The 21,895-nt window shown below is 60.3% G+C and carries 19 protein-coding genes; 10 read left to right on the top strand and 9 right to left on the bottom strand.

Going from position 1 to position 21,895, the window contains the following annotated elements; translation table 11 throughout:
- Positions 1-11: 11 nt before the first annotated feature.
- A complete protein-coding gene (locus tag FBY12_RS18980; RefSeq protein ID WP_092274851.1) occupies positions 12-758 on the bottom strand; it encodes a 2OG-Fe dioxygenase family protein in 747 nt (248 codons plus the stop codon).
- Between the two features lie 229 nt (positions 759-987).
- Entirely contained in the window at positions 988-2,274 is a 1,287-nt protein-coding gene (locus tag FBY12_RS18975; RefSeq protein WP_121731656.1) for an OprD family porin, read from the bottom strand.
- 502 nt (positions 2,275-2,776) lie between these two features.
- On the opposite strand from FBY12_RS18975, the gene FBY12_RS18970 reads away from it, so the two are divergent.
- Positions 2,777-4,879 (top strand): TonB-dependent siderophore receptor, encoded by a 2,103-nt coding sequence (locus FBY12_RS18970; RefSeq protein WP_145254922.1) that lies wholly within the window; start codon positions 2,777-2,779, stop codon positions 4,877-4,879.
- Between the two features lie 131 nt (positions 4,880-5,010).
- Here the strand turns inward: FBY12_RS18970 and FBY12_RS18965 are convergent, their stop codons facing one another.
- The 4 genes from FBY12_RS18965 to FBY12_RS18950 all read right to left on the bottom strand — a co-directional run bounded on the left by FBY12_RS18965 (position 5,011) and on the right by FBY12_RS18950 (position 10,623).
- Positions 5,011-5,223 (bottom strand): hypothetical protein, encoded by a 213-nt coding sequence (locus tag FBY12_RS18965; RefSeq protein ID WP_145254919.1) that lies wholly within the window; start codon positions 5,221-5,223, stop codon positions 5,011-5,013.
- Positions 5,224-5,470: 247 nt separating this feature from the next.
- Positions 5,471-6,577, bottom strand: a complete 1,107-nt coding sequence (aguA, locus tag FBY12_RS18960; protein ID WP_145254916.1) for an agmatine deiminase — start codon at positions 6,575-6,577, stop codon at positions 5,471-5,473.
- A 5-nt stretch (positions 6,578-6,582) separates the two neighbouring features.
- Entirely contained in the window at positions 6,583-7,461 is an 879-nt protein-coding gene (aguB, locus tag FBY12_RS18955) for an N-carbamoylputrescine amidase (RefSeq protein ID WP_145254913.1), read from the bottom strand.
- A 249-nt stretch (positions 7,462-7,710) separates the two neighbouring features.
- Complete coding sequence (locus tag FBY12_RS18950) at positions 7,711-10,623, bottom strand: aminotransferase (RefSeq protein ID WP_145254910.1); 2,913 nt, start codon at positions 10,621-10,623, stop codon at positions 7,711-7,713.
- 175 nt (positions 10,624-10,798) lie between these two features.
- On the opposite strand from FBY12_RS18950, the gene rfbB reads away from it, so the two are divergent.
- The 7 genes from rfbB to FBY12_RS18915 are packed head-to-tail and all read left to right on the top strand — an operon-like array spanning position 10,799 to position 17,892.
- Positions 10,799-11,881 (top strand): dTDP-glucose 4,6-dehydratase, encoded by a 1,083-nt coding sequence (gene rfbB / locus FBY12_RS18945; RefSeq protein WP_145254906.1) that lies wholly within the window; start codon positions 10,799-10,801, stop codon positions 11,879-11,881.
- The gene (gene rfbA, locus FBY12_RS18940) at positions 11,878-12,753 is read left to right on the top strand and encodes a glucose-1-phosphate thymidylyltransferase RfbA (protein ID WP_145254903.1); all 876 of its coding nucleotides are present in this window, start codon (positions 11,878-11,880) and stop codon (positions 12,751-12,753) included. Before rfbB ends, rfbA begins: the two co-directional genes overlap by 4 nt.
- The gene (gene rfbC, locus FBY12_RS18935; protein ID WP_145254900.1) at positions 12,750-13,295 is read left to right on the top strand and encodes a dTDP-4-dehydrorhamnose 3,5-epimerase; all 546 of its coding nucleotides are present in this window, start codon (positions 12,750-12,752) and stop codon (positions 13,293-13,295) included. Before rfbA ends, rfbC begins: the two co-directional genes overlap by 4 nt.
- The gene (rfbD, locus tag FBY12_RS18930) at positions 13,292-14,161 is read left to right on the top strand and encodes a dTDP-4-dehydrorhamnose reductase (RefSeq protein ID WP_145254898.1); all 870 of its coding nucleotides are present in this window, start codon (positions 13,292-13,294) and stop codon (positions 14,159-14,161) included. Before rfbC ends, rfbD begins: the two co-directional genes overlap by 4 nt.
- Positions 14,162-14,197: 36 nt before the next feature.
- Positions 14,198-16,006: an ATP-binding protein gene (locus FBY12_RS18925; protein WP_121731665.1), complete on the top strand. Its 1,809-nt coding sequence runs from the start codon at positions 14,198-14,200 to the stop codon at positions 16,004-16,006.
- The gene (locus tag FBY12_RS18920) at positions 16,003-17,397 is read left to right on the top strand and encodes a sigma-54 dependent transcriptional regulator (protein ID WP_121731666.1); all 1,395 of its coding nucleotides are present in this window, start codon (positions 16,003-16,005) and stop codon (positions 17,395-17,397) included. Before FBY12_RS18925 ends, FBY12_RS18920 begins: the two co-directional genes overlap by 4 nt.
- Before the next feature lie 39 nt (positions 17,398-17,436).
- Complete coding sequence (locus FBY12_RS18915) at positions 17,437-17,892, top strand: YiiD C-terminal domain-containing protein (protein WP_145254895.1); 456 nt, start codon at positions 17,437-17,439, stop codon at positions 17,890-17,892.
- A 137-nt stretch (positions 17,893-18,029) separates the two neighbouring features.
- Here FBY12_RS18915 and cysQ read toward each other — a convergent pair whose 3' ends face one another.
- Both cysQ and nudE read right to left on the bottom strand, forming a co-directional pair.
- Positions 18,030-18,857 carry a 3'(2'),5'-bisphosphate nucleotidase CysQ gene (gene cysQ / locus FBY12_RS18910; protein ID WP_145254892.1) on the bottom strand — a complete coding sequence of 276 codons (828 nt, stop codon included), beginning with the start codon at positions 18,855-18,857 and terminating at the stop codon, positions 18,030-18,032.
- A complete protein-coding gene (nudE, locus tag FBY12_RS18905; protein WP_092274891.1) occupies positions 18,854-19,420 on the bottom strand; it encodes an ADP compounds hydrolase NudE in 567 nt (188 codons plus the stop codon). The genes cysQ and nudE overlap by 4 nt, the downstream gene beginning before the upstream one ends.
- A gap of 233 nt (positions 19,421-19,653) precedes the next feature.
- Between nudE and yrfG the strand changes: the two genes are divergently transcribed.
- On the top strand, positions 19,654-20,316 hold the full coding sequence (gene yrfG / locus FBY12_RS18900) for a GMP/IMP nucleotidase (protein ID WP_092274894.1): 663 nt from the start codon (positions 19,654-19,656) through the stop codon (positions 20,314-20,316).
- 58 nt (positions 20,317-20,374) lie between these two features.
- Here yrfG and lysM read toward each other — a convergent pair whose 3' ends face one another.
- Positions 20,375-20,818 (bottom strand): peptidoglycan-binding protein LysM, encoded by a 444-nt coding sequence (lysM, locus tag FBY12_RS18895; RefSeq protein ID WP_145254889.1) that lies wholly within the window; start codon positions 20,816-20,818, stop codon positions 20,375-20,377.
- Positions 20,819-20,954: 136 nt separating this feature from the next.
- Here lysM and FBY12_RS18890 point away from each other — a divergent pair, with 136 nt between their 5' ends.
- Positions 20,955-21,842 (top strand): LysR family transcriptional regulator, encoded by an 888-nt coding sequence (locus FBY12_RS18890; protein WP_145254886.1) that lies wholly within the window; start codon positions 20,955-20,957, stop codon positions 21,840-21,842.
- Positions 21,843-21,895: the final 53 nt, after the last annotated feature.

The following is a 21,895-nucleotide window of genomic DNA, read 5'->3' as shown; positions in this document are numbered from 1 at the left end:
GGTCGAGCTGTTCAGCGAACAATGTCGAAAGCGGTCCCGGGCCGCGAGAAGGAAATCGCCAGAATCTGCCGATACGCCATGTCGTGCGAATGGGTATTGCGCGCAGGCGTTACGTAATGGCGCATGTCGCGATCAAGGAAAAACGTGGTGTCGAGGATTTCCTGGTAAGTCGTCGACGCCAGTTGTTCCTGATGCGCGGAGTACAAACGGCTCTCGGCACCATCAACATTATTGCGTCCCCAGAAGTGCACGCCGCTGAACGGGTAACCGTCGCAGTGAATACCTTCAGGGGTGATTTCCAGTTGTTTGCCGGGTTTGATTTCGATGCGGATCTGATGGATCTGGCATTGCCAGATTTCATCGTGCAACTCCGGCGGCAAGACGTTTTTGTACACTTCGAAATCGATGTCGATGAGGCTGCGCATCACCGGCGAGTTGATCACTTCTTCGGAGAAATCCTGAAAGTGCCGAACCATGCCGCCAACGTAACTGTTGTTGGCTTTGGATTGCACATACGCGCGGTGTTCCAGTTGCTTCAAGTCGCGCGTTACCGGGTTGTATTCGAAGTCGCTGTAACGGCGGAAACGCATACCGGATTCGGCCTGACCGTAGTAACTGTCCGGCTCCATGTTTTCCCAACTCTTGGTCAGTCGAACGAAGTCGGCGAAATGACCGTAGAGATTGAAGTCACCACCCTGGACGTTGACAAATTTGTCGCGCCTTAGCGATTCGCCAACTTCTCTGTTTAAAACGATCATTACTAGGCTCCGCTGCATTGAGCGACCTAATCTATTAGGTGCGGGATTTTCGGCCCATGAGAAAGAATTTCAGGCATCTCAAGCGTTGCTTGAAGCGGCGCAACAAGTTGCCTTGAACGCAGTTTTTTATGCCGAAAAGAACAGCTTTAGATCGTTTTGAGCAAAATGCAGGCGAAAAAAAACCCCGAACCAGTCGGGGTTTTTTCTGAGTTTTTAGCTCAGCCGATCATCAGAAGATGTTGATCGGGTAGTCGACGAACACACGCAGCTCGTTGCCGCTGACGTTGTACTCGCTGGACTTCTGCGATACACGCAGAACCGAACTGCGCAACCGTACGCTCAGGTCTTTGGCCGGGCCATTTTGCACGACGTACTTGAACTGGTTGAAGATCTCGCGCTCGGTGCCGCCCTCGCTGGTGGACGTGGTGATGTTGTCACCGCGCACGTAAGCGAAGTTGTAGCTCAGGCCCGGAATGCCATAAGTGCTGAAGTCCAGACCGTAGCCCAACTGCCAGCTGCGCTCGTCTTCGGCGTTGAAGTCGGACCAGTAGGAGTTCGCCAGGTAGATGGTGTTGCCGCCGTCGCCGACACGGTTTTGGCCGCGCTGATAACCGCCGTACGCGTAACCCAAGTTGCTGTCGCCAGTGCTGCGCTGGTGCGCGAGGGTGAACGTGTGCGCGCCAGTTGCAAACGTCGCGGCCAGGCTCCAGATCTTGTTGTCGTCGCCCGTCACGCCGTTTTCGCGCACGTACGAGTTATCCAACTTGGTGCGGTAACCGTTGAAGTCCAGCGTCAGCGATTGATCTTTGTTGAACGGCAGCACGTAGTTGGCGTTCACGTATTGCTTCTTCAATACGTCTTCAACGTCGGACGCGTAGACCGCTGCTTTGAATTGCTCGGTGAACTGGTAACTACCGCCCAACACGTTGATCGACTTCAAGCCACCGCTGTCACGACCTTCAGCGCTCTTGCGCGATTCGGCGGTGAAGCGACCGGCGTTCAGCACCAGGCCTTTGACTTCTTTGGAGGTGATCAAGGTACCGGTGTAACTTTCCGGCAGCAGGCGCGAGTTGTCGTAGTTCAACACCGGCAACTCCGGCATCTGGTCGCCGTAGGTCAGCGTAGTGCTGGAGATGCGGAATTTGACCGCGCCGCCGAACTTGGACAAGTCGTCCGCCGCGTTGCCGCTGGCGCCCTGTTTGAAGAAGTCGATGCCTTGGGCGCCAGTGCGGCCCTTGCCGCCGTCCAGACGCAGTGCGTATAGACCGAAAGCATCAACGCCGACACCGACAGTGCCCTGGGTGAAACCGGACGAGTAAGTACCGATGGCCGCTTGGCCCCACTCGGCTTTGTCCGGGTTGCCGTCCTTGTAATCACGATTGATGTAGGCGTTGCGCAACAGCACTTTGAGGCTGCTGTCTTCAACAAAACCCTTGGATTCTGCCTGGTCGTTAGCCATGGCGTGTGTAGCGCTCAACATCCCCAGAGCGATCAAACTGATGCGCTTATTCAACATTTGTTTTTTTCCTTATTACGGGTTGATACGCACTGTGCCGAACGGCGGAAATGGCGCTGTTGCGCTCTTTTTTCACCTCGAAACAAAAAGGCCCGCCCACGAGCAATTCGTGGCGGGCCTTTTTATTGTTTTGTGGGTCATGGCGGTTGGCCACAGGCGTTGGCATGGATCCTAGCCGCGCGCTTAACGCCGTGTCAATTTCATGAATCGTCTGAGAATAGGCAAAAATCGTCTAAGAAACTGCTTGTGCACGACAGTTTGTTGCAGGGAATACCTGTAAATCAGTGGATACAACCGTCGAGGACCCGCGTTTGGTGAGAGAAGCAGGCAGTGCGCGGCGCGTTTGCAAGTCCGGCAAACATGACTGTTAAACCGTGTATCAACCCAGACACAACTGGAAACAATCATTCACAAACACTTACCAAGAATGATTAACGGAAGTAAATAACAAGCATTACCATTCGCGCGCTCGAATTCCTTCACCCTTTCGGATGCGCTCCAGATGCCTGCCCCTTTGCGTTTTTCGCCCGTTACCCTTGGGCTCTCTGCCTTGTTGTCTGCCGGATTTGCCGGCGCCGCGACCACTGTTCTGCCCGCCACGTCGATCAGCGCCGAAATCGAAACTGAAACCGACGACCCACGCGTAAAGGAAACCAGCACCGCTACACGCACCGCCACTGCGGTGCGTTACGTGCCGCAAGCCATCGATTCGATCAAAACCGCCAACGTAGCGGATTACGGCACCAACGACCTCGGCACGGCGCTCAGCGGCATTCCCAACGTCAGCAGCGGCGCCGACACGCGTTTCGACAGTTTGCGCATTCGAGGTTTTGACGCCAGCAACGACTTCTACCTCGACGGCATTCGCGACGACAGCCAATACGTGCGCGACTTGCACAACATCGAGCGCATCGAAGTGCTCAAAGGCCCGGCCGCCGTGTTGTACGGCCGTGGCAGCCAGGGAGGAATCGTCAATCGGGTGAGCAAACTGCCGGAATTCGGCCGCCGCTCGACCATTGAGGCGCAGGGCGGCAGCGAGGATTTGCGCAGTCTTTATGCGGACTTGAGCACCGACGTCAGCGACGACATCAGCCTGCGCCTGAACATGGGCAACATGGATGAAAACAGTTTTCGCGATGGCGTCAGCGGCAATCGCCAATTGTTCGCGCCGTCGATGAGCTGGCAACTGACGCCAGACCTGAACTGGCTGGTGCAGTACGAATACAGCCGTTACAACCGAACGCCGGATCGCGGAATCCCCGGTGTAAATGGTCGCCCGGCGGATGTAGGACGGGATACGACCTACGGCAGCGAGCACGATTTCATCGACGACAAGTCACAATCCCTACGCTCCAAACTCACTTATGAGCTGAGCGATAACTGGCAACTGCGCCATACCCTAGGCGTGTTCAAGCTCGACAGCGATTTCGATAACACTTACCTGACCGGTTACTCCGCGGCGAACCAAAGCGTTTTACGCCAGCACTGGCAGCAGGACCTGAGCACTCGCAACGTTTTCAACAACGTCGAACTGGAAGGTGGTTTCGACACTTTTGGTCTGGAGCATCGCTTGCTGACCGGCGTCGAAATCGGCAGCCAGCGCCGCGACCCGAAGCTTTACAACGCTGTGACCGGACGCGGCCCCGGCATTCAAGCGGTGCCGGCGCTGGACTTGTACAACCCCAATCGCGACTTGCGCCACACCGGGCGCCTGCAGCTCTCCAGCGACAACCACACCGAAGTCGAAAGCCGCGCGGTGTACGTGCAGGATCAGTTGCGCCTGAACGATCAATGGCAGTTGCTCGGCGGTTTGCGTTACGACACGTTCGACATCGAGTCGACCAACAAACTGCGAAACATTTCCGAAGATCGCGACAGCCACAGCACCAGTCCGCGTGTCGGCATTGTCTGGACGCCGCTGCACAATCACTCCTTCTACGCCTCGTGGACCAAGACATTTTCGCCGGTCGGCGGTGGCTTGATCGGCATCACGCCGGGCGCGACCGGCAACAGCAACGACTTGAGCCCGGAGCTGACCAAGCAAAAAGAAATCGGCGTGAAAAGCGACTGGCTCGATGAGCGCTTGAGCACGACGTTGGCGATCTACGAACTGGAACTGTACAACCGTCGCACCAGTGATCCGCTCAATCCGACCGTGACGCTGTTGACTGGCGAACAACGCTCGCGCGGTATCGAACTGACCGCCAGCGGCAAGCTCGGCGGCAATTGGTACGTGCGCGGTGGCGTCGGTTTGCAGGACGCGACGGTGGAGAAGGACAACAACGGTTTTGAAGGCAAACGCGTGAGCAACGTGGCCAAGCGTAACGGCAGCCTGTTCCTGACGTGGAAACCGGAAATGGGCTGGTACGCCGAGACCGGTCTGACCCTGGTCGGCGACCGGTATGCCGACAACCTCAACACGGTTGTGTTGCCCGGTTACGGCCGCTGGGACGCGCTGGCCGGGTTCCGCCAGAAGGATTGGGATTTGCGCGCGGCGCTGAACAACATCAGCGACAAAACCTATTACTCATCGGCGACCAGCCAGTTTCAGATCCAGCCAGGTGCGCCACGTAGCGTGGTCGTGACCGGGACTTACAGCTTCTGAATCCGTAGCAATCGCTGTGCGAGTGAGCCTGCTCACTCGCACATTTTCAGATCTTCAGTGGTCGCGCAATTTCACCCAAAAAAAAGCGCCGCCCTCCCGGCAGCGCTTTCGGCAATCCCTGGCTATTGTTTTTATCCTTCCAGCACATCCCACAACGCTTGCAGTTCCGCTTCGCTGAGTAAACCAGCGGGGTAGCGCTCGATCATCATCCGGCGCGGATCAGGTTGCCTGATCTGACGCGTTCCATTGGACTTCAACCAGTGCGCAAGGACCTGCAGCGATTCGCTATTGACTGCCAGGGGATGCAGTGCCCGTTTGCTCGCGACATTCACTACGGCGTTCATTTCGGCGCTCTCTCCCGGATTGTGAGCGGCTAACGTATCCAAGGTTTGTGACAGAACGTCGCCGTCCCCCGCCCTCCCTGACTTGCCAGATAACAGATACAAGAGCTATGCCAAGGTGCTGGATCGAGAGCCGTGCGGGCAGAAAAAAACCCGCAATCCTTACGGGCTGCGGGTTCGCTGTTTCAGCGCTGCTCAGCAATCGTTGCCCGACTGAATTTGCAGGCAACTCAAGCTGTTACAACTGCACTCACTCGTTGTGCGGCGCAGGCTGCTGTTGGGTAAGACAGTGGATATTGCCGCCGCCCAGTAACAGTTCGCGACCCGGCACCATCACCACTTCGTGTTGCGGGAAGAGCGTTTGCAGGATCTCTTTCGCCGGGCCGTCCAACGGATCGTCGAAGCTCGGCGCGATGATGCCGCCGTTGACGATCAGGAAGTTCACGTAGGAACCCGCCAGCCGCACGGTCGGATTACGTTCCTGCGTGCCGTCCACCGGATCGACCCCGGCGCATTCTTCTTCGGTCGCGTACAGCGGCCCCGGAATCGGCATTTTGTGCACCGTGAACGGGCGACCCTTGGCGTCGGTGCTGCTTTCCAGCACTTTCATGGCAGCCTGGCAACGCGGGTAGTTCGGGTCCTGCGGATCATCGGTCCAGGCCAGCAATACTTCGCCCGGACGCACGTAGCAGCAGAAGTTATCCACATGGCCGTCGGTTTCGTCGTTGAACAAACCGTCCGGCAGCCAGATGATTTTATCCACAGCCAGATTTGCGCTGAGCACCGCTTCGATGTCGGCACGCTTGAGGTGCGGATTGCGATTGCGGTTCAGCAGGCATTCTTCGGTGGTGATCAGCGTGCCTTCGCCATCGACGTGAATCGAACCGCCTTCGAGCACGAAGCCCTCGGTGCGATAACGTTGGCTGCGCTCGATTTCGAGGATCTTGCCGCCAACCTGCGAATCGCGATTCCACGGCGCGTACAACCCGCCGTCAAAACCGCCCCAGGAGTTGAAATCCCAGTTCACGCCACGCACTTCGCCGCTGTTATTGATCACGAACGTCGGGCCAGTGTCGCGGACCCAGGCGTCGTCGCTGGACATTTCGACCACGCGAATATTCGGTACATCGAGGCGCGCGCGGGCGTTTTCGTATTGGCCGGCGGACACCGCCACCGTCACCGGTTCAAACCGCGCGATAGCCTTGGCCACCGCGACGTGTGCGGCTTGCGCCGGTTTGCCACCCAGGCGCCAGTTGTCCGGGCGCTCGGGCCAGATCATCCAGGTTTGGGTTTGCGGCGCCCACTCGGCTGGCATGTAGAAGCCATCGGCGCGCGGGGTGCTGTTTAAAGTGGTCATCAGAATCAGGACTCCAGGGAACCGTCGAGGGTTTTCAGCGCAGTGTATAGGTTCGGGCGACGATCGCGGAATGAGCCCCACGCGCTGCGGATGTGCTCAAGTTCGTCGAGGTCAAAGCGCTGGACCAGCACGCCTTCTTCAGTTTTATCGAGTTCCTGCACCTTTTCGCCGAACTGGTTGGCGATGAACGAAGAACCATAAAACGTAATGTCGTAGCCGTCCTGCTCTTCGTTGCCGATGCGGTTGCTGGCAATCAGCGGCATCAAATTCGCGCCGGCATGGCCCTGTTGCACGCGCTGCCAATGGTCGCGGGACGAGATGGTTTTGTCGTGCGGCTCGCTGCCGATCGCGGTCGGGTAGAACAGAATTTCCGCGCCGAGCAACGCCATGCTGCGCGCGCATTCCGGGAACCACTGGTCCCAGCAGATGCCCACGCCGATTTTCGCGTAACGGGTATTCCAGACTTTGAAACCGGTGTCGCCGGGGTTGAAGTAATACTTTTCGTGATAGCCAGGGCCGTCCGGGATGTGGCTTTTCCGATAAATCCCGAGGTTGCTGCCGTCGGCATCGATGATCGCGATGCTATTGAACCGCGCGCGACCCGCCAGTTCATAAAAACTGATCGGCAACACCACTTGCAGTTCCTTGGCGATTTTCTGGAAATGCTTGATCGCAACATTGTCTTCAACCGTGGTCGCCAATTGCAGGTAATCCGCATTCGGCTTCTGGCAGAAGTACGGCGCCTCGAACAATTCCTGCAGGAGAATGATTTGCGCACCTTGGGCCGCCGCCTCACGGACCAGTTTTTCCGCGGTCTCGATGTTGGCTTCAAGGTCCCACGAACAAGCTATCTGGGTGGCGGCGACGGTAACGATACGGCTCATGAATCATCTCCTGAATCATTTTTATAGGGAGGCAAGTGGCGACTTTATAGCCGATAAATATCGGCTTTAAAAGTCGAATTAAGCCCTTCCGTCTAAAAACAAGCAGAAAACACCGATAACAATCGAATTAACACCCTCCCCCCCTGTAGGAGTGAGCCTGCTCGCGATCACGCCAGTCCAGCCACCATAAATGATGAATGGAAGATCGCGATCGCGAGCAGGCTCACTCCTACAAGGGATAGGGGTGTTTCATAAACCTTCAGCGAGCACCTTCGAGAGCATGTCGACAAAAAAATCCACGCTGCGGCGCGAGGTGACCATGGGTGGTTTGATTTTCAGCACGTTTAGGTAATCCCCGGTCGGCTGCATGAAAATCCCCAATTCACGCAAGCGCTCACACAGCGCCGTGGTTTCTTCGGTCGCCGGTTCCAGCGTTTGCCGGTCGCGGATCAACTCGACGCCGAGGTAAAAACCCGAACCGTGCACCGCGCCGACCAGCGGATGAATGTCGATCAGCGCTTCGAGCCGCTGCTTGAAATGGCCACCGACGATCTGCGCGTTTTCCCAGAGTTTTTCTTCTTCCATCACATCGAGCACCGCCATGCCGATCTGGCAACTGACCGGACTGCCGCCCGCCGAGGAGAAAAAGTAACCCTCGGCCTCCAGCGCTTCGGCGATTTCCCGGCGAGTGATCACCGCGCCCAATGGCTGACCGTTGCCCATGCCTTTGGCCATGGTGATGATGTCCGGGACCACGCCTTGCTGCTCGAAACCCCAGAAAAAATCGCCCATGCGCCCGTAACCGACCTGCACTTCATCGGCAATGCACACGCCGCCGCGCGCGCGGACCAGCGCGTACACCTGTTGCAGATAACCGGGCGGCAACGAAATGCCGCCGGCGTTGCCGTACACCGGTTCGCAGATAAACCCGGCCAACTGCCGATTCTGCTCGGCGATTTTCGCCAGGTTGTGCTCGACGCTGCGCACGTAATCGGCCGTGCTTTGCGCGCCGCGAAATTCGCCGCGATAGGTGTTTGGCGCCACCACCGGGTGCACCCAGTCCGGGCGGCTGCTCAGAGCTTGCGGGTTGTCGGCAATCGACGTCGACACCGCGTCCGCGCCCACCGTCCAGCCGTGATAGGCCTCCAGCACGCTGAGCATGTCGCGACCGCCGCTGTAAGCCCACGCCAAGCGGATCGCCAAGTCATTGGCCTCGCTGCCGCTGTTGACCAGAAACACCCGATCCATGCCGTCCGGCGACAACTTCAACAGCCGTTCGGAAAACTCCGCGACCGCCGCATAGTTGAAGCGCGAATTGGTGTTGAGCAGCGACCACTGACGGCTGGCGACGGCGGCCATGCGCGGATGCCCGTGGCCGAGCACCGCGACGTTGTTGAGCATGTCGAGGTAGGAGCGGCCCTGCATGTCGATCAGGTGATTGCGCCAGCCGCGCTCGATGCGTGGCGGGTCGGCGTAATAGTGTTTTTGCGTGCGGGCGAAACTGGCGTCGCGGCGCGCGAGCAAGGTCTGCGAATCCAGCTCCGGTTCGGCATCACACGCCAGGCCGAGCAGCGCCGCCGGGGACGGGCACAGCGCTTGCCAGGCCAACGCGCGCGACGGCGAGCAAAACAGCGGCGCTTCGAAAGAACGGCCACGGCACAACTGCACCAGCAGCGGACCGTTGACTGCGCCCAGCACCTGACCTTTGACCACTTCGGTGCCACCGAGCAGCGAACAATTTACCCCCCACAAACGCACGCTCAACTGCTCGCCATCAAGCTGCAACACGCCCGCAAACGGCTGCTGCACAACCCCGGCAAACGGCGCGGCGACCGCTGTGCCGTGGGGCACGCGCAATTCGACGTGCAACGGGCAGGTATCCGGTTCAGCGGCGCTGTCCGGCTCGGTGCGCGACAAACGATATTGGCCATAACGACTCGCTGCCAAGCCATGCACCGCCGCCGCTTCGTCGAGCAAACGCTGATCGATACCTGCCTGCTGCCAATTCCCAGCCTCGAAATGAGCGCTGAGGACGCCGAGGTCGATCAAGGCAAATTCGCGCCCGACCAGACTCGGCAATAACGGCGCAAAACCTTCATGGTTCAGGCTCGGCAAAGACTGGCCGACCGCCGTCAAAATCGCTGCTTCCATCAGCTCCAGCGGCGCCGAAGTGGCGACGCGGAAAATCTCCCATTCGTGGCTCAAGTTGTCGCAACTGTATTGATTGCCCGGGTCGATGCTGACCTGCTGCTCGCCACTGAGCACCAGCACCGCCGCCCGCGCGACGATCAACGGCCACAGCGCTTGCAGCTCTTCAGGCTGCAACGGATTGCTCGCGTGATACGCCTGCACCGCCGGCAAAATGTAAAACGGATCGCCCTCGGCGTGATGCAGCAACGCCGCGCAGGTCACCGACAAATCGGTGATGCGCCAAGTGCGAATCAGGTCGCCGAAATCGATCACACCCTGCAACTGCCACTGCCGTTGCGCATCGCGTTGCCACACGACGTTATCGTCGGTGATGTCCATGTGAATCGCCTGCACCGGCAGTTTGTCGATCAGTGGCAGCAGGCGTTGCTCGGCGTGTGCGGCAGCCTCGGCGACTAACGTGCGCTGCGCCTCATCAACGATCACCGACAGCAAATGCGCGATCAGCGCGTGGGCGTGGCGCGCGTCCCATTGCAGCGTGCGCTCAAGCCCGGCGTGCTCGAACGTCGCCAGCGCCAGGTCCATGTCCGCGCACAGCCGCCCGAAACCACTGACCACCGAACCCGGCAGGTGCGCAAGTTGCGTCAACGGCTGGCCTTCGATGTAGTCGAGCAACCGCACATGCAGCGGCTGCCCATCGACATCCAGCGAAAGAATCTCCTCGCCGCCATTGGCCGTGATTACCCGTGGCACCGGCACCTGCGAATGCTCGGCCAGATGTTTGAGCCCGGCGTGTTGCGCCTGCAATTCGATCTTCGCGTAATCGCCCCGACAGATTTTCAGGACAAATCGCCCGCGCTCAGTGTCGACGCGGTAGTTCAGGTCCTGCTGACTGCCCAACGCCCGCAGCGTCCCGCTCAAGTCGTAATGCCGCTGCAGCAGCGCCAGCGCCTGCGCCGCAGACACTTGCGGGCTGGGCAAACTGGCGCGGTGAATCAACGTGGCGAGCGGCATACAACGACCCCTGAAATGTGATTTGGCGCCTATATCGCCATTGCCTCGGGGGATAATCAACCCCTGCTGCGGCGGCAAAAGCCAAATACGACCAACAACCCTCTTGCACCACCCCGCTCCTGCCGACAAGCTATGCTCATTCGTTTTATCGTCTTACGGAAAAAGGTTGGCCAACATGCGTATTCTCATCACCGGCGGTGCCGGTTTCATTGGCTCGGCCCTGATCCGCCACCTGATTCGGCACACCGAGCACGAAGTGCTTAACCTCGACAAGCTGACCTACGCCGGCAATCTCGAATCGCTGACCAGCATTGCCACCGATACCCGCTACGAATTCGTCCAGGCCGACATCGTCGATCAGGCCGCCGTCAGCGCGGTGCTGGCACGCTTTCAGCCACACGCGATCATGCACCTGGCGGCAGAATCCCACGTCGACCGTTCCATCGACGGTCCGTCGGATTTCATCCAGACCAATATTGTCGGCACCTACAGCCTGCTCGAGGCCACTCGCGCCTACTGGCTGACCCTGGACGAAGCCGAGAAAAGCGCCTTCCGCTTCCATCACATTTCCACCGACGAGGTGTACGGCGACCTGCACGGCGTCGATGACCTGTTCACCGAAACCACGCCCTACGCGCCAAGCTCGCCGTACTCCGCCAGCAAAGCCGCGTCCGACCACTTGGTTCGCGCCTGGCAGCGCACCTACGGGTTGCCCGTGTTGCTGACCAATTGCTCGAACAATTACGGGCCGTTCCACTTCCCGGAAAAACTCATTCCGCTGGTGATCCTCAATGCGCTGGCGGGCAAGCCGCTGCCGGTGTACGGCAACGGCCTGCAAGTGCGCGACTGGCTGTTTGTCGAAGATCACGCCCGCGCGCTGCTCAAAGTGGTGACCGAAGGCGTGGTCGGCGAGACCTACAACATTGGCGGCCACAACGAGCAGAAGAACATCGACGTGGTGCGCGGGATCTGTGCGCTGCTCGAAGAATTGGCACCGAACAAACCTGAAGGCGTTGCGCAGTTTGCCGACCTGATCACGTTTGTTCAGGACCGCCCTGGCCACGACCTGCGTTACGCAATCGACGCCAGCAAAATTGAACGCGAGCTCGGCTGGGTACCGGAAGAAACCTTCGAAACCGGCCTGCGCAAAACTGTGCAGTGGTACCTGGATAATCTTGAATGGTGCCGCCGCGTGCAGGATGGCAGCTATCAGGGCCAACGCCTGGGCGCCCTCGACATCAAGGAATTGCTCGCATGATGAAAGGTATTGTTTTGGCCGGCGGCTCGGGCACGCGCCTGCACCCGATCACGTTGGGCGTGTCCAAACAGCTGCTGCCGGTGTACGACAAACCGATGATCTATTACCCGATCTCGGTGCTGATGCTGGCGGGCATCAAGGACATTTTGCTGATTTCGACGCCGCAGGACCTGCCGCAATATCGCAACCTGTTGGGCGACGGCAGCCAGTTCGGGGTGAACTTCAGCTACGCCGAGCAGCCCTCGCCGGACGGCTTGGCGCAGGCCTTTCTGATCGGTGAAGAATTTATCGGCGACGACCCGGTGTGCCTGATCCTCGGCGACAACATCTTTCACGGCCAGCACTTTGGCGACCAATTGAAGAACGCCGCAAAACGCCCTTCCGGCGCCACGGTGTTCGGCTATTGGGTCAAGGATCCGGAGCGCTTCGGCGTGATTGATTTCGACAGCGAAGGACGCGCGCTGTCGATTGAAGAAAAACCGAAAGTCCCGAAATCCAGCTATGCCGTGACTGGCCTGTATTTCTACGACAACGACGTGATCAAGATCGCCAAAGCAGTGAAGCCGTCATCGCGCGGCGAACTGGAAATCACCGACGTCAACAACGCCTACCTGACGCGCGGCGACTTGCAGGTCGAGCGTTTCGGCCGTGGTTTTGCCTGGCTCGACACCGGCACCCACGACAGCCTGCTCGAAGCGTCGCAGTACGTGCAGACCATCGAACACCGCCAAGGTCTGAAAGTCGCCTGCCTCGAAGAAATCGCCTACGAGAATGGCTGGATCAGCCGCGAACTGTTGCTCGAACGCGCGGCTTATTTCGGCAAGACCGGTTATGGCCAATACCTGTTCATGCTCGCCGGAGAAGCGCAATGAACGTGATTGAAACCGCTCTGCCCGGCGTGCTGATCATCGAACCGAAAGTCTTCGGTGACGAGCGTGGTTTCTTCTACGAAAGCTTCAACGCCAAAGCCTTCGCCGAAGCCACCGGCCTCGACACGCAGTTCGTTCAGGACAACCATTCGCGCTCGCAGCGCGGCGTGCTGCGCGGCTTGCACTATCAGTTGGAAAACGTTCAGGGAAAACTGGTGCGCGTCACTGCCGGTGAAGTGCTCGACGTGGCGGTGGACATTCGCCGCAGCTCGGCACATTTCGGCCAGTGGGTGGCGGTGCGTCTATCTGCCGATAATCACCGGCAACTGTGGGTGCCTGAAGGGTTTGCCCACGGTTTTGTGGTGCTCAGCGACGTCGCCGAATTCCTCTACAAAACCACCGATTACTACACGCCGTCCGCTGAGCGCTGCATTCGCTGGGACGACCCAACCTTGGCCATCGACTGGCAACTGCACGCCGCGCCGCAACTGTCGGCCAAGGATCAGAACGGCAAAAGTCTGGTTGAGGCTGATCTGTTCCCATGAAAATCCTCATCAACGGCCAGCACGGGCAAGTCTCGCAAGCACTGCAGCGGCGTTTGAGCCACCTCGGCGAGCTGGTCGTGCTCGGTCGCGAACAGCTCGACCTTGCGCAACCCGAACAGATCCGCCAACAAGTACAAAGCATTCGCCCAGACCTGATCATCAACGCCGCCGCACACACAGCCGTCGACCAAGCGGAAAGTGAGCCGCAACTGGCGTTTGCGATCAATGCCCGCGCGCCGGGGATTCTCGCCGAACAAGCGCTTGAGCTGGGCGTCCCGTTGATTCACTACTCCACCGATTACGTGTTCGATGGCAGCAAACCCGCGCCCTACACCGAGGACGACGCGCCCAATCCGCTCGGCGTCTACGGCAAAAGCAAACTGGCGGGCGAACAGGCGATCAGCGCGGTGCAGGGCCAGCATTTGATCCTGCGCACCAGTTGGGTCTACTCGACCCACGGGCGCAATTTTCTGTTGACCATGCAGCGCTTGCTCCAGGAAAAACCGGAAATGCGCATCGTCGCCGATCAGATCGGCGCGCCGACCTGGGCCGGCACGATTGCCCGCAGCACGCTGGCGCTGATCGAGCGTTGGCAGGCCGGGAATGCCGGAGCGTGGGGCACTTATCACCTGACTGCGCAGGGTGAAACCTCGTGGTTCGGTTTCGCCCAGGCCATCGGCGCAGCGCTGCGCGAACAAGGCAAGCCGTGCGCGAACCTGCTGCCGATTCCGTCCAGCGCTTACCCGACGCCGGCCGCGCGCCCGTTGAACTCGCGGCTCGACTGCTCGCGGCTGCAACGCGAGTGGGGCGTCAGCCAGGCGGATTGGCAAACCGCGCTGCGCGAGTGTCTTGCCGAGCAACCCTAGGCATAATGCGCCTGTCCCCCCAGGCGCTCGATGCTCATGACTCCGACCCTCCCCCGCAGACCTCGCTGGCGCAGTCTGGCCCTGCTGGCGCTGTGCCTGGCACCTTTGCTGTGGCCGCTGCAGCATCTGGCCGAGCGTTATTACCGCAGCGAACTGGCCGGGCAGAATCGTCAGACCCTCGACCTCTACGTCGCCAACCTGCTGGGCACGCTGCATCGCTATGAAGTGCTGCCGCAGATTCTCGGCGACCTGCCGGCGCTGCGCGCGGTGCTCGGCGCGCCCGACGATGGCGTCACCCAAGGCAACGCCAACCGTTTGCTGAAAAACATCAGCGCGCAGTCCGGCGCCGAAGTCATGTACCTGATGGACACCAGCGGCAAGACGCTCGCGGCGTCGAATTGGGACAAACACGACAGTTTTGTCGGGCGCAATTTCTCCTTCCGGCCGTACTTCAGCGAAGCCATGGCCGGGCGCCTCGGACGCTTCTTCGGGCTGGGCACGACCTCGGCCAAACGCGGTTACTTCTTCGCCGCTGCGGTGCGCGAGGGCGAAAAAATCATCGGCGTGCTGGTGGTCAAGGTTGACCTCGACCACACCGAAAGCCTGTGGGGCAAAACCCCGGAACAACTGCTGCTGACCGATCACAACGGCGTGGTCATTCTCACCTCGCGGCCGGAGTGGCGCTTTCGTTCGACGCGCACCTTGAACGAGGCAGAGAACAAAGCCATCAGCGCGATTCAGCCGTACCCGACGCGCGATCCACGGCCGCTGCGGCTCAACCCCAACGCCTGGCTGACGCAGACGCAACAGATTGAAGAAACCGGCTGGAACGTCAGCATTCTCGCGCCGCGCACCTTGATTGACCGCCCGGTGCGCACCGTCGTCGCGATCGGCGGCGCGACGTTACTGGTGCTGATGTTGCTGCTCGGTCTGATGATGCAGCGCCGTCGGCATTACCTGGAGCGCATCGCGTTCGAAGCCAAGGCCCGCCGCGAGCTCGAAGGTCGGGTCGCCGAGCGCACCAGCGACCTCGAAGGCCTCAACCGCCGCTTGAAACAGGAAGTATTGGAGCGCGAACAGGCGCAACAGGAACTGGTCCGCGCGCAGGATGATCTGGTTCAGGCCGGCAAACTGTCGGCGCTGGGGACGATGTCGGCGAGCATCAGCCACGAGCTCAATCAGCCGCTGGCGGCGATTCGCAGCTACGCGGAAAACGCCGAGGTGTTGCTCGATCATCAGCGCACCGACGATGCGCGCGGCAACCTCAAACTGATCAGTGAACTGACCGGGCGCATGGCCTCGATCATCGCCCACTTGCGCGCCTTCGCCCGCCGCGACCGCCACGCCCCGGAAAGCGTTGCCCTGCAACCGGCGCTCGACGATGCGCTGGCGCTGCTGGCCAAGCGCCGACGCAGCATGGAAGTCGAGTTGATCCGCGATCTGCCGGCGGCGACGTTGTGGGTCGAGGCTGGCGAAACCCGTTTGCGCCAAGTGCTCGGCAACCTGCTGGCCAACGCCCTCGATGCCCTCACCGAAAAAGGCCCGCCGCGCAAACTCTGGCTGAGTGCCCAATCCACCAGCGACGGCGTCAACCTGTACATTCGCGACAACGGCCCGGGGTTTTGCATGGAAGCCCTCGGCCGCGCGAGCGAGCCTTTTTACACGACCAAAACCCGCACTCAGGGCCTCGGGCTGGGCCTGGCGATTTGCGAAACCCTGATGCGCGCCTTCGGCGGTGAACTGTCGTTCGCCAACCACAAGGAGGGCGGCGCCCTGATTACCCTGAAGCTGCGCGCAGGCGCACCCGGCGTGAGCCTGCAACCGTCCGAGGACCGAAGTGCATGACCATCGATAACCGCATTCAGGTGGTGTTGATCGACGACGATCCGCACCTGCGCCAAGCCCTGAGCCAGACGCTGGACCTCGCCGGCCTGAAGATTCTGCCGCTGGCCGAAGCCAAGGGCCTGGCCGCGCAACTGGAGCGCGACTGGCCGGGCGTGGTGGTCAGCGACATCCGCATGCCGGGCATGGACGGCCTCGAATTGCTGACCGAGCTGCACGCCCAGGACCCGGAGCTGCCGGTGCTGCTGATCACCGGCCACGGCGATGTGCCGCTGGCGGTGCAGGCGATGCGCGCCGGCGCGTATGACTTCCTCGAAAAACCCTTCGCCAGCGACGCCCTGCTCGACAGCGTGCGCCGCGCCCTCGACTTGCGCCGCTTGGTGCTGGACAACCGCAGCCTGCGCCTGGCCCTCAGCGACCGCAATGAACTGAGCACCCGACTGGTCGGGCAATCGGCGCAAATGCTGCGTTTGCGCGAGCAGATCGGCGCGCTTGCGGCGACCAAGGCTGACGTGCTGATCCTCGGCGAAACCGGCGCCGGCAAAGAAGTCGTAGCGCGGGCGCTGCACGATTTGTCGAGCCGGCGTAACGGTCCGTTTGTCGCGATCAATGCCGGCGCGCTGGCCGAATCGGTGGTCGAGAGCGAGCTGTTCGGTCACGAACCCGGCGCGTTTACCGGCGCGCAAAAACGCCGTATCGGCAAGTTCGAATTCGCCAATGGCGGCACGCTGTTCCTCGATGAAATCGAAAGCATGAGCCTCGACGTGCAGGTCAAATTGCTGCGCATGTTGCAGGAACGGGTGGTCGAGCGCTTGGGCGGCAATCAGCTGATTCCGCTGGACATCCGCGTGATCGCCGCGACCAAGGAGGACTTGCGCCAGGCTGCCGATCAAGGGCGTTTTCGCGCCGACTTGTATTACCGCTTGAACGTCGCGCCGCTGCGCATTCCGCCGCTGCGCGAACGTGGCGAAGATGCGCTGATGCTGTTCCAGCATTTCGCCGACGAGGCCAGCGCCCGCCACGGTTTGCCGCCGCATGAGCTGCAACCGGGGCAACGCGCGTTGTTGCTGCGCCACAACTGGCCGGGCAACGTCCGCGAACTGCAAAACGCCGCTGAACGGTTCGCCCTCGGTCTGGAATTGGCGCTGGATAACAGTGCCTTTGAGGGCGGTGCCGGGACCACGGTGGAAATGGTCAGCGGCGGGCTCAGCGAGCAGGTCGAGAACTTCGAGAAAACCCTGATCGCCGCCGAGCTCGCGCGCTCGCACAGCTCGGTACGCAGCCTCGCCGAAGCCTTGGGCATCCCGCGTAAAACCTTGCACGACAAGTTGCGCAAGCACGGTTTGAACTTCGCCGACGGCGGCGCACACAGCCACACCGACGAGCTCGATTGAGCCAGCGTTTTTCCCATTTCAGCAAACAAGAGGCCGTGCATGAGCCGCGACAGTCGTCACCTGCAATCGATCCTCCACCACGACATTCCCCTGACGCGGGACATGGGCCTGACAGTGCTCGACTGGCACGACCAGCAACTGCGTTTGCAGTTGCCGCTGGAGGCCAACGTCAATCACAAAAGCACCATGTTCGGCGGCAGTCTGTACTGCGGCGCGGTGCTGGCGGGTTGGGGCTGGCTGCATTTGCGTTTGCGCGAAGAAGGGATTGAAGACGGCCACATCGTGATTCAGGAAGGGCAGATCAGCTACCCGTTGCCGGTGACCAGCGATGCGATTGCGATTTGCCAGGCACCGAGCGCGGCGGCGTGGAAGAAGTTTCTGGCGATGTATCAGCGCTATGGCCGGGCGCGATTGACCCTGAATTCGCGGATTGTGAATACCGGAAGCGAAGAAGCGGCGGTGACGTTCAGCGGGCAATACGTGCTGCACCGCTAAGCATCAGTTTGATCTGACCCCCAAAACCTGTGGGAGCGAGCTTGCTCGCGATAGCGGCATCACACTCAACATCAATGTTGACTGACTCACCGCCATCGCGAGCAAGCTCGCTCCCACATGGGTTTCGAGTAGCGGCGTTATCCGCGTGCAAGCTCCAACAACTTTTCGCACCACTTAGCCTTGGCCGGCAGCGCCAGGAAAAACTCATTCAACAGCGATTCCCGCGCCGGATAGCTGAACGGTGCGCCGCTCAATTCCAGCACCTCACCGCCCGCGCCTTCGAGCACGCCTTGCGCAGCTGCCGTGTCCCACTGCGATGTCGGCGCCAGACGTGGATAACAATCCGCCGCGCCTTCGGCCAGCATGCAAAATTTCAGCGAACTGCCGAAATTCGCCAGGCGCAATTCGCCGAGGCTTTCGCTCAAACCGGCCAGCAAACGCTCCTGCTCAGGGCTGGAATGCCGACGGCTGGCAACCACGGTAAACGCCTCGCCCGCCGCTGGCACGTCGCGCACGTGAATCGGCAGCGGCGCCGCATCCTTGTCGCCGCGCCACGCGCCCAATCCCGCGCCACCGACGTAGAAACGCCCGTTGGTCGGCATCGACACCACGCCAAACACCACGCGGCCCTGCTCGATCAACGCGATGTTGACGGTGAATTCTTCGCTGCCGGCAATAAATTCCTTGGTCCCGTCCAGCGGATCCACTAGCCACCAACGCTGCCACCCGGCGCGCACGCTCTGCGGGATGTTGGCGTCTTCTTCGGACAACACCGGAATACTCGGGTCCAGCGCCGTCAGCCCGTCGAGAATCAAATGGTGCGCCGCCAAATCGGCGGCCGTGACCGGCGAATCATCCGACTTCGCCGTCACCGCAGTGCCGGTGCGCCAGAACGGCAGGATCGCGTCGCCAGCCTGCAGCGCCAATTCGATCACTGGCGCCATCAACGGATGCGGGAAATTCATGGCAGAAACACTCCGCGCTGGGTCAGCAGGTCACGGGCCAGATACAGCGCCGCCAAGGCACGGCCCTCGGTGAATTTCGGGTTTTGCGCCAAACCGGACAATTCACGCAAGTTGATCTTCTCCACGCCCATCGGCTCGGGTTCGTCGCCCTCCAGACTTTCTTCGTACAAGTCGGTGGCCAGCACCACTTGGATCTTCTGGCTCATATAACCGGGCGACAACGACAGCTCGGTCAGATGTTCCAGTTGCCGCGCGCCATACCCGGCCTCTTCCTTGAGCTCGCGCTCGGCCGCTGCCAGCACGTCCTCGCCCGGCTCGATCAAGCCCTTGGGCAACGACAATTCGTACTCGTCAGTACCGCCGCAATATTCCTCGACCAGCACCGCGTGGTCGGCATCGAGCATCGCCACGATCATCACCGCGCCATACCCGGCGCCCTTGCCGACCAGACGCTCGTAAGTGCGCTCGACGCCATTGGAAAAGCGCAGCTTCAGCTCTTCGACGCAGAATAAACGGCTAGTGGCGACGATCTCGCGGGCAAGTACGGTGGGTTTCTGGCGCATAGACGGCTCCTTGGCGTGAACGCGTTACTATACAGGCTGTTTGAAAGCTGCTGCGCTCGAGATTGCTTCGTCAAAAACAGGCTCGGACGGGTCATTTACAACACGTAAACTCCCCGTCCTCGCCTGTCTTTTCCTTGCACTCTCTTCGCTCGCGACGCTTTCAAACCAGCCTGTACCCGGCCTATCCTGATTGTTGACCTCGGATATCTTTTTTACCGCTGGAGAAGTTTTTTATGTCCCTGCTGCCCTGGCGCGACATCGACACTGTGCTGCTGGACATGGACGGCACGCTGCTGGACCTGCATTACGACAACCATTTCTGGATGGAACACCTGCCGCAGCGATATGCCGAGTTGCACGGCGTCAGTCGGGCGATGGCGGAGATGGAGTTGCAGCCGCTGTTCGAGCGCAATGCCGGTCAGTTGCAATGGTATTGCCTGGATTTCTGGAGCGCCGAGCTGAAGATTCCAGTGCGCGAACTGAAACTGGAAACCGCCGATCTGATTGCCTTGCGTCCCGACGCCGACACGTTTCTGGCTGCGATCAAACGAGCTGGCAAGCGCGTGGTGATGATCACCAATGCGCACCGCGATTCGTTGTCGCTGAAACTGGAACGGATTGAACTGGCGCCCTATTTCGAGCGTTTGATCAGCTCCCACGATTACGGGTTCGCCAAGGAAAATCCGCAGTTCTGGGACGCGCTACAGGCCGATATCGGTTTTGACCCGGCGCGCAGCCTGTTCATCGACGACACGCTGCCGATCCTGCGCAGTGCGCGAGATTTTGGCGTGGCGCATTTGCTGGCCGTGAGCGAACCAGACAGCCGCAAAGGGCCGAAAGACACCGCCGAATTTGCGGCGGTCGGCGATTATCGCGACCTGATCGAAGGCCTCTGAGCCGAGCACGTCGGCCTAATGTTGCGAGGGGGCAAGCCCCCTCGCCACGGGTTTGTGGTTACTCAGGAATACGCAACGACTGGCCCGGATAGATCTTGTTTGGGTCTTTGAGCAGCGGTTCGTTCGCTTTAAAGATTTTCTGGTATTTGTTGGCATCGCCGTAAACGCGCAGGGAAATCGCGCTGAGGGTGTCGCCCTTCTCGACCACGACAAATTTCGCGGCTACGAGCGTTGCCGCACCGGTCACGGTGATCTGATCATCAACACTACCAACGCCGGCGATATTGCCCACCGCCAGCAGAATCTTTTCTTTTTCTTCCTGGGACGCGACTTCACCGGTGACGGTGACCTTGTCGCCGTCCACAGTGGCCTGCACATTCGGATTACCCAGACCGACCTTGCTGATGTGCTCCTTCAATTGTTCGCTGGCATTGGCGTTGCCGGGTGTCAGCAGGTCGAGCAGTTTCTCGCCTGCTTCTTTCACAAAACTCAAAAGGCTCATCGTGTTCTCTCCATGGGATAAGGGTCCAGACGCAAAAGACTAGACCAGCCCGGCAACGCGCGGTTCCAACCCGACCAATGACGTCGGTCCGCCGCAAGCGCTAAAATCCCCGACCTCACCGCGCCCTGGAGCGAAGATGGACATCAAGCAACTGAAATTCCTCATCGCCCTCGACGAAACCCGGCATTTCGGCCAAGCGGCGGCGCGGTGTCACATCACCCAGCCGACCTTGTCCATGCGCCTGCGCAGCCTTGAGGAAGAACTTGAGTTGCCGCTGGTCAATCGTGGCCAGCGTTTCGAAGGTTTCACCGCGCCGGGCGAGCGCGTGTTGGCTTGGGCGCGCACGGTGCTCGCGGCGTATGACGGTTTGCAGGCTGAAGCGGCGGCGTGTCGCGGCAATCTGGTCGGGACATTGCGCCTCGGCGTGGTGCCGCTGTCGAGTTTCGATCCGTTGCCGCTGATGCAACGCCTGCACAAGGAACACCCGAACCTGCGTTTCGAACTCTCGGCGCTGAGCTCCGAGCAAATCCTCGAGCAACTCGCGAACAACCGCCTCGACCTCGGCGTGTCCTACCTCGAACGCCTCGATGGCGACCGCTTCGATTCGCTGGCGTTCAGCACCACGCGCATGGGCCTGCTCTACGATCAGCGGTTTTACGACTTCGGCGAGGCGCCGCTGAGTTGGGAAGCGCTGATCGAGCTGCCGCTGGGCATGCTCACCAGCGGCATGCACTTTCGCCAGTCCATCGACCACAACTTCCACAGTCGCGGGCTGACGCCGCAACCGTTGCTGCAAACCGACGCGGTGCACCAATTGTTACAAGCGGTGCACGGCGGATTCTGTTGCGCGGTGATGCCGCTCGAAGGAGGCCTGGAAAACCTCACCGACCACCTGCGCCTGCAACCGATCGACAATGCGCAAACCCTCGGTCGGCTGGGCCTGATCATGCGCCGCGCGGCGCCACGTTCGGCACTGGCCGAGGCGTGTTTTGCGATCTATCAGAAATCGCCGAGCGAGTCTTGATCGACGTCATCTATCGGCGGATCAGTATTAGCGATTAGACGCGACAAGTTGAC

This window comes from Pseudomonas sp. SJZ131 (assembly GCF_007828705.1).
Classification (GTDB): domain Bacteria; phylum Pseudomonadota; class Gammaproteobacteria; order Pseudomonadales; family Pseudomonadaceae; genus Aquipseudomonas; species Aquipseudomonas prosekii.
This window is presented reverse-complemented; position numbering and strand designations above follow the sequence as displayed.

Coding starts and splice junctions, on each gene's coding strand:
- FBY12_RS18980 (WP_092274851.1), bottom strand. CDS start 758: ATGATCGTTTTAAACAGAGAAGTTGGCGAATCGCTAAGGCGCGACAAA.
- FBY12_RS18975 (WP_121731656.1), bottom strand. CDS start 2,274: ATGTTGAATAAGCGCATCAGTTTGATCGCTCTGGGGATGTTGAGCGCT.
- FBY12_RS18970 (WP_145254922.1), top strand. CDS start 2,777: ATGCCTGCCCCTTTGCGTTTTTCGCCCGTTACCCTTGGGCTCTCTGCC.
- FBY12_RS18965 (WP_145254919.1), bottom strand. CDS start 5,223: ATGAACGCCGTAGTGAATGTCGCGAGCAAACGGGCACTGCATCCCCTG.
- aguA (WP_145254916.1), bottom strand. CDS start 6,577: ATGACCACTTTAAACAGCACCCCGCGCGCCGATGGCTTCTACATGCCA.
- aguB (WP_145254913.1), bottom strand. CDS start 7,461: ATGAGCCGTATCGTTACCGTCGCCGCCACCCAGATAGCTTGTTCGTGG.
- FBY12_RS18950 (WP_145254910.1), bottom strand. CDS start 10,623: ATGCCGCTCGCCACGTTGATTCACCGCGCCAGTTTGCCCAGCCCGCAA.
- rfbB (WP_145254906.1), top strand. CDS start 10,799: ATGCGTATTCTCATCACCGGCGGTGCCGGTTTCATTGGCTCGGCCCTG.
- rfbA (WP_145254903.1), top strand. CDS start 11,878: ATGATGAAAGGTATTGTTTTGGCCGGCGGCTCGGGCACGCGCCTGCAC.
- rfbC (WP_145254900.1), top strand. CDS start 12,750: ATGAACGTGATTGAAACCGCTCTGCCCGGCGTGCTGATCATCGAACCG.
- rfbD (WP_145254898.1), top strand. CDS start 13,292: ATGAAAATCCTCATCAACGGCCAGCACGGGCAAGTCTCGCAAGCACTG.
- FBY12_RS18925 (WP_121731665.1), top strand. CDS start 14,198: ATGACTCCGACCCTCCCCCGCAGACCTCGCTGGCGCAGTCTGGCCCTG.
- FBY12_RS18920 (WP_121731666.1), top strand. CDS start 16,003: ATGACCATCGATAACCGCATTCAGGTGGTGTTGATCGACGACGATCCG.
- FBY12_RS18915 (WP_145254895.1), top strand. CDS start 17,437: ATGAGCCGCGACAGTCGTCACCTGCAATCGATCCTCCACCACGACATT.
- cysQ (WP_145254892.1), bottom strand. CDS start 18,857: ATGAATTTCCCGCATCCGTTGATGGCGCCAGTGATCGAATTGGCGCTG.
- nudE (WP_092274891.1), bottom strand. CDS start 19,420: ATGCGCCAGAAACCCACCGTACTTGCCCGCGAGATCGTCGCCACTAGC.
- yrfG (WP_092274894.1), top strand. CDS start 19,654: ATGTCCCTGCTGCCCTGGCGCGACATCGACACTGTGCTGCTGGACATG.
- lysM (WP_145254889.1), bottom strand. CDS start 20,818: ATGAGCCTTTTGAGTTTTGTGAAAGAAGCAGGCGAGAAACTGCTCGAC.
- FBY12_RS18890 (WP_145254886.1), top strand. CDS start 20,955: ATGGACATCAAGCAACTGAAATTCCTCATCGCCCTCGACGAAACCCGG.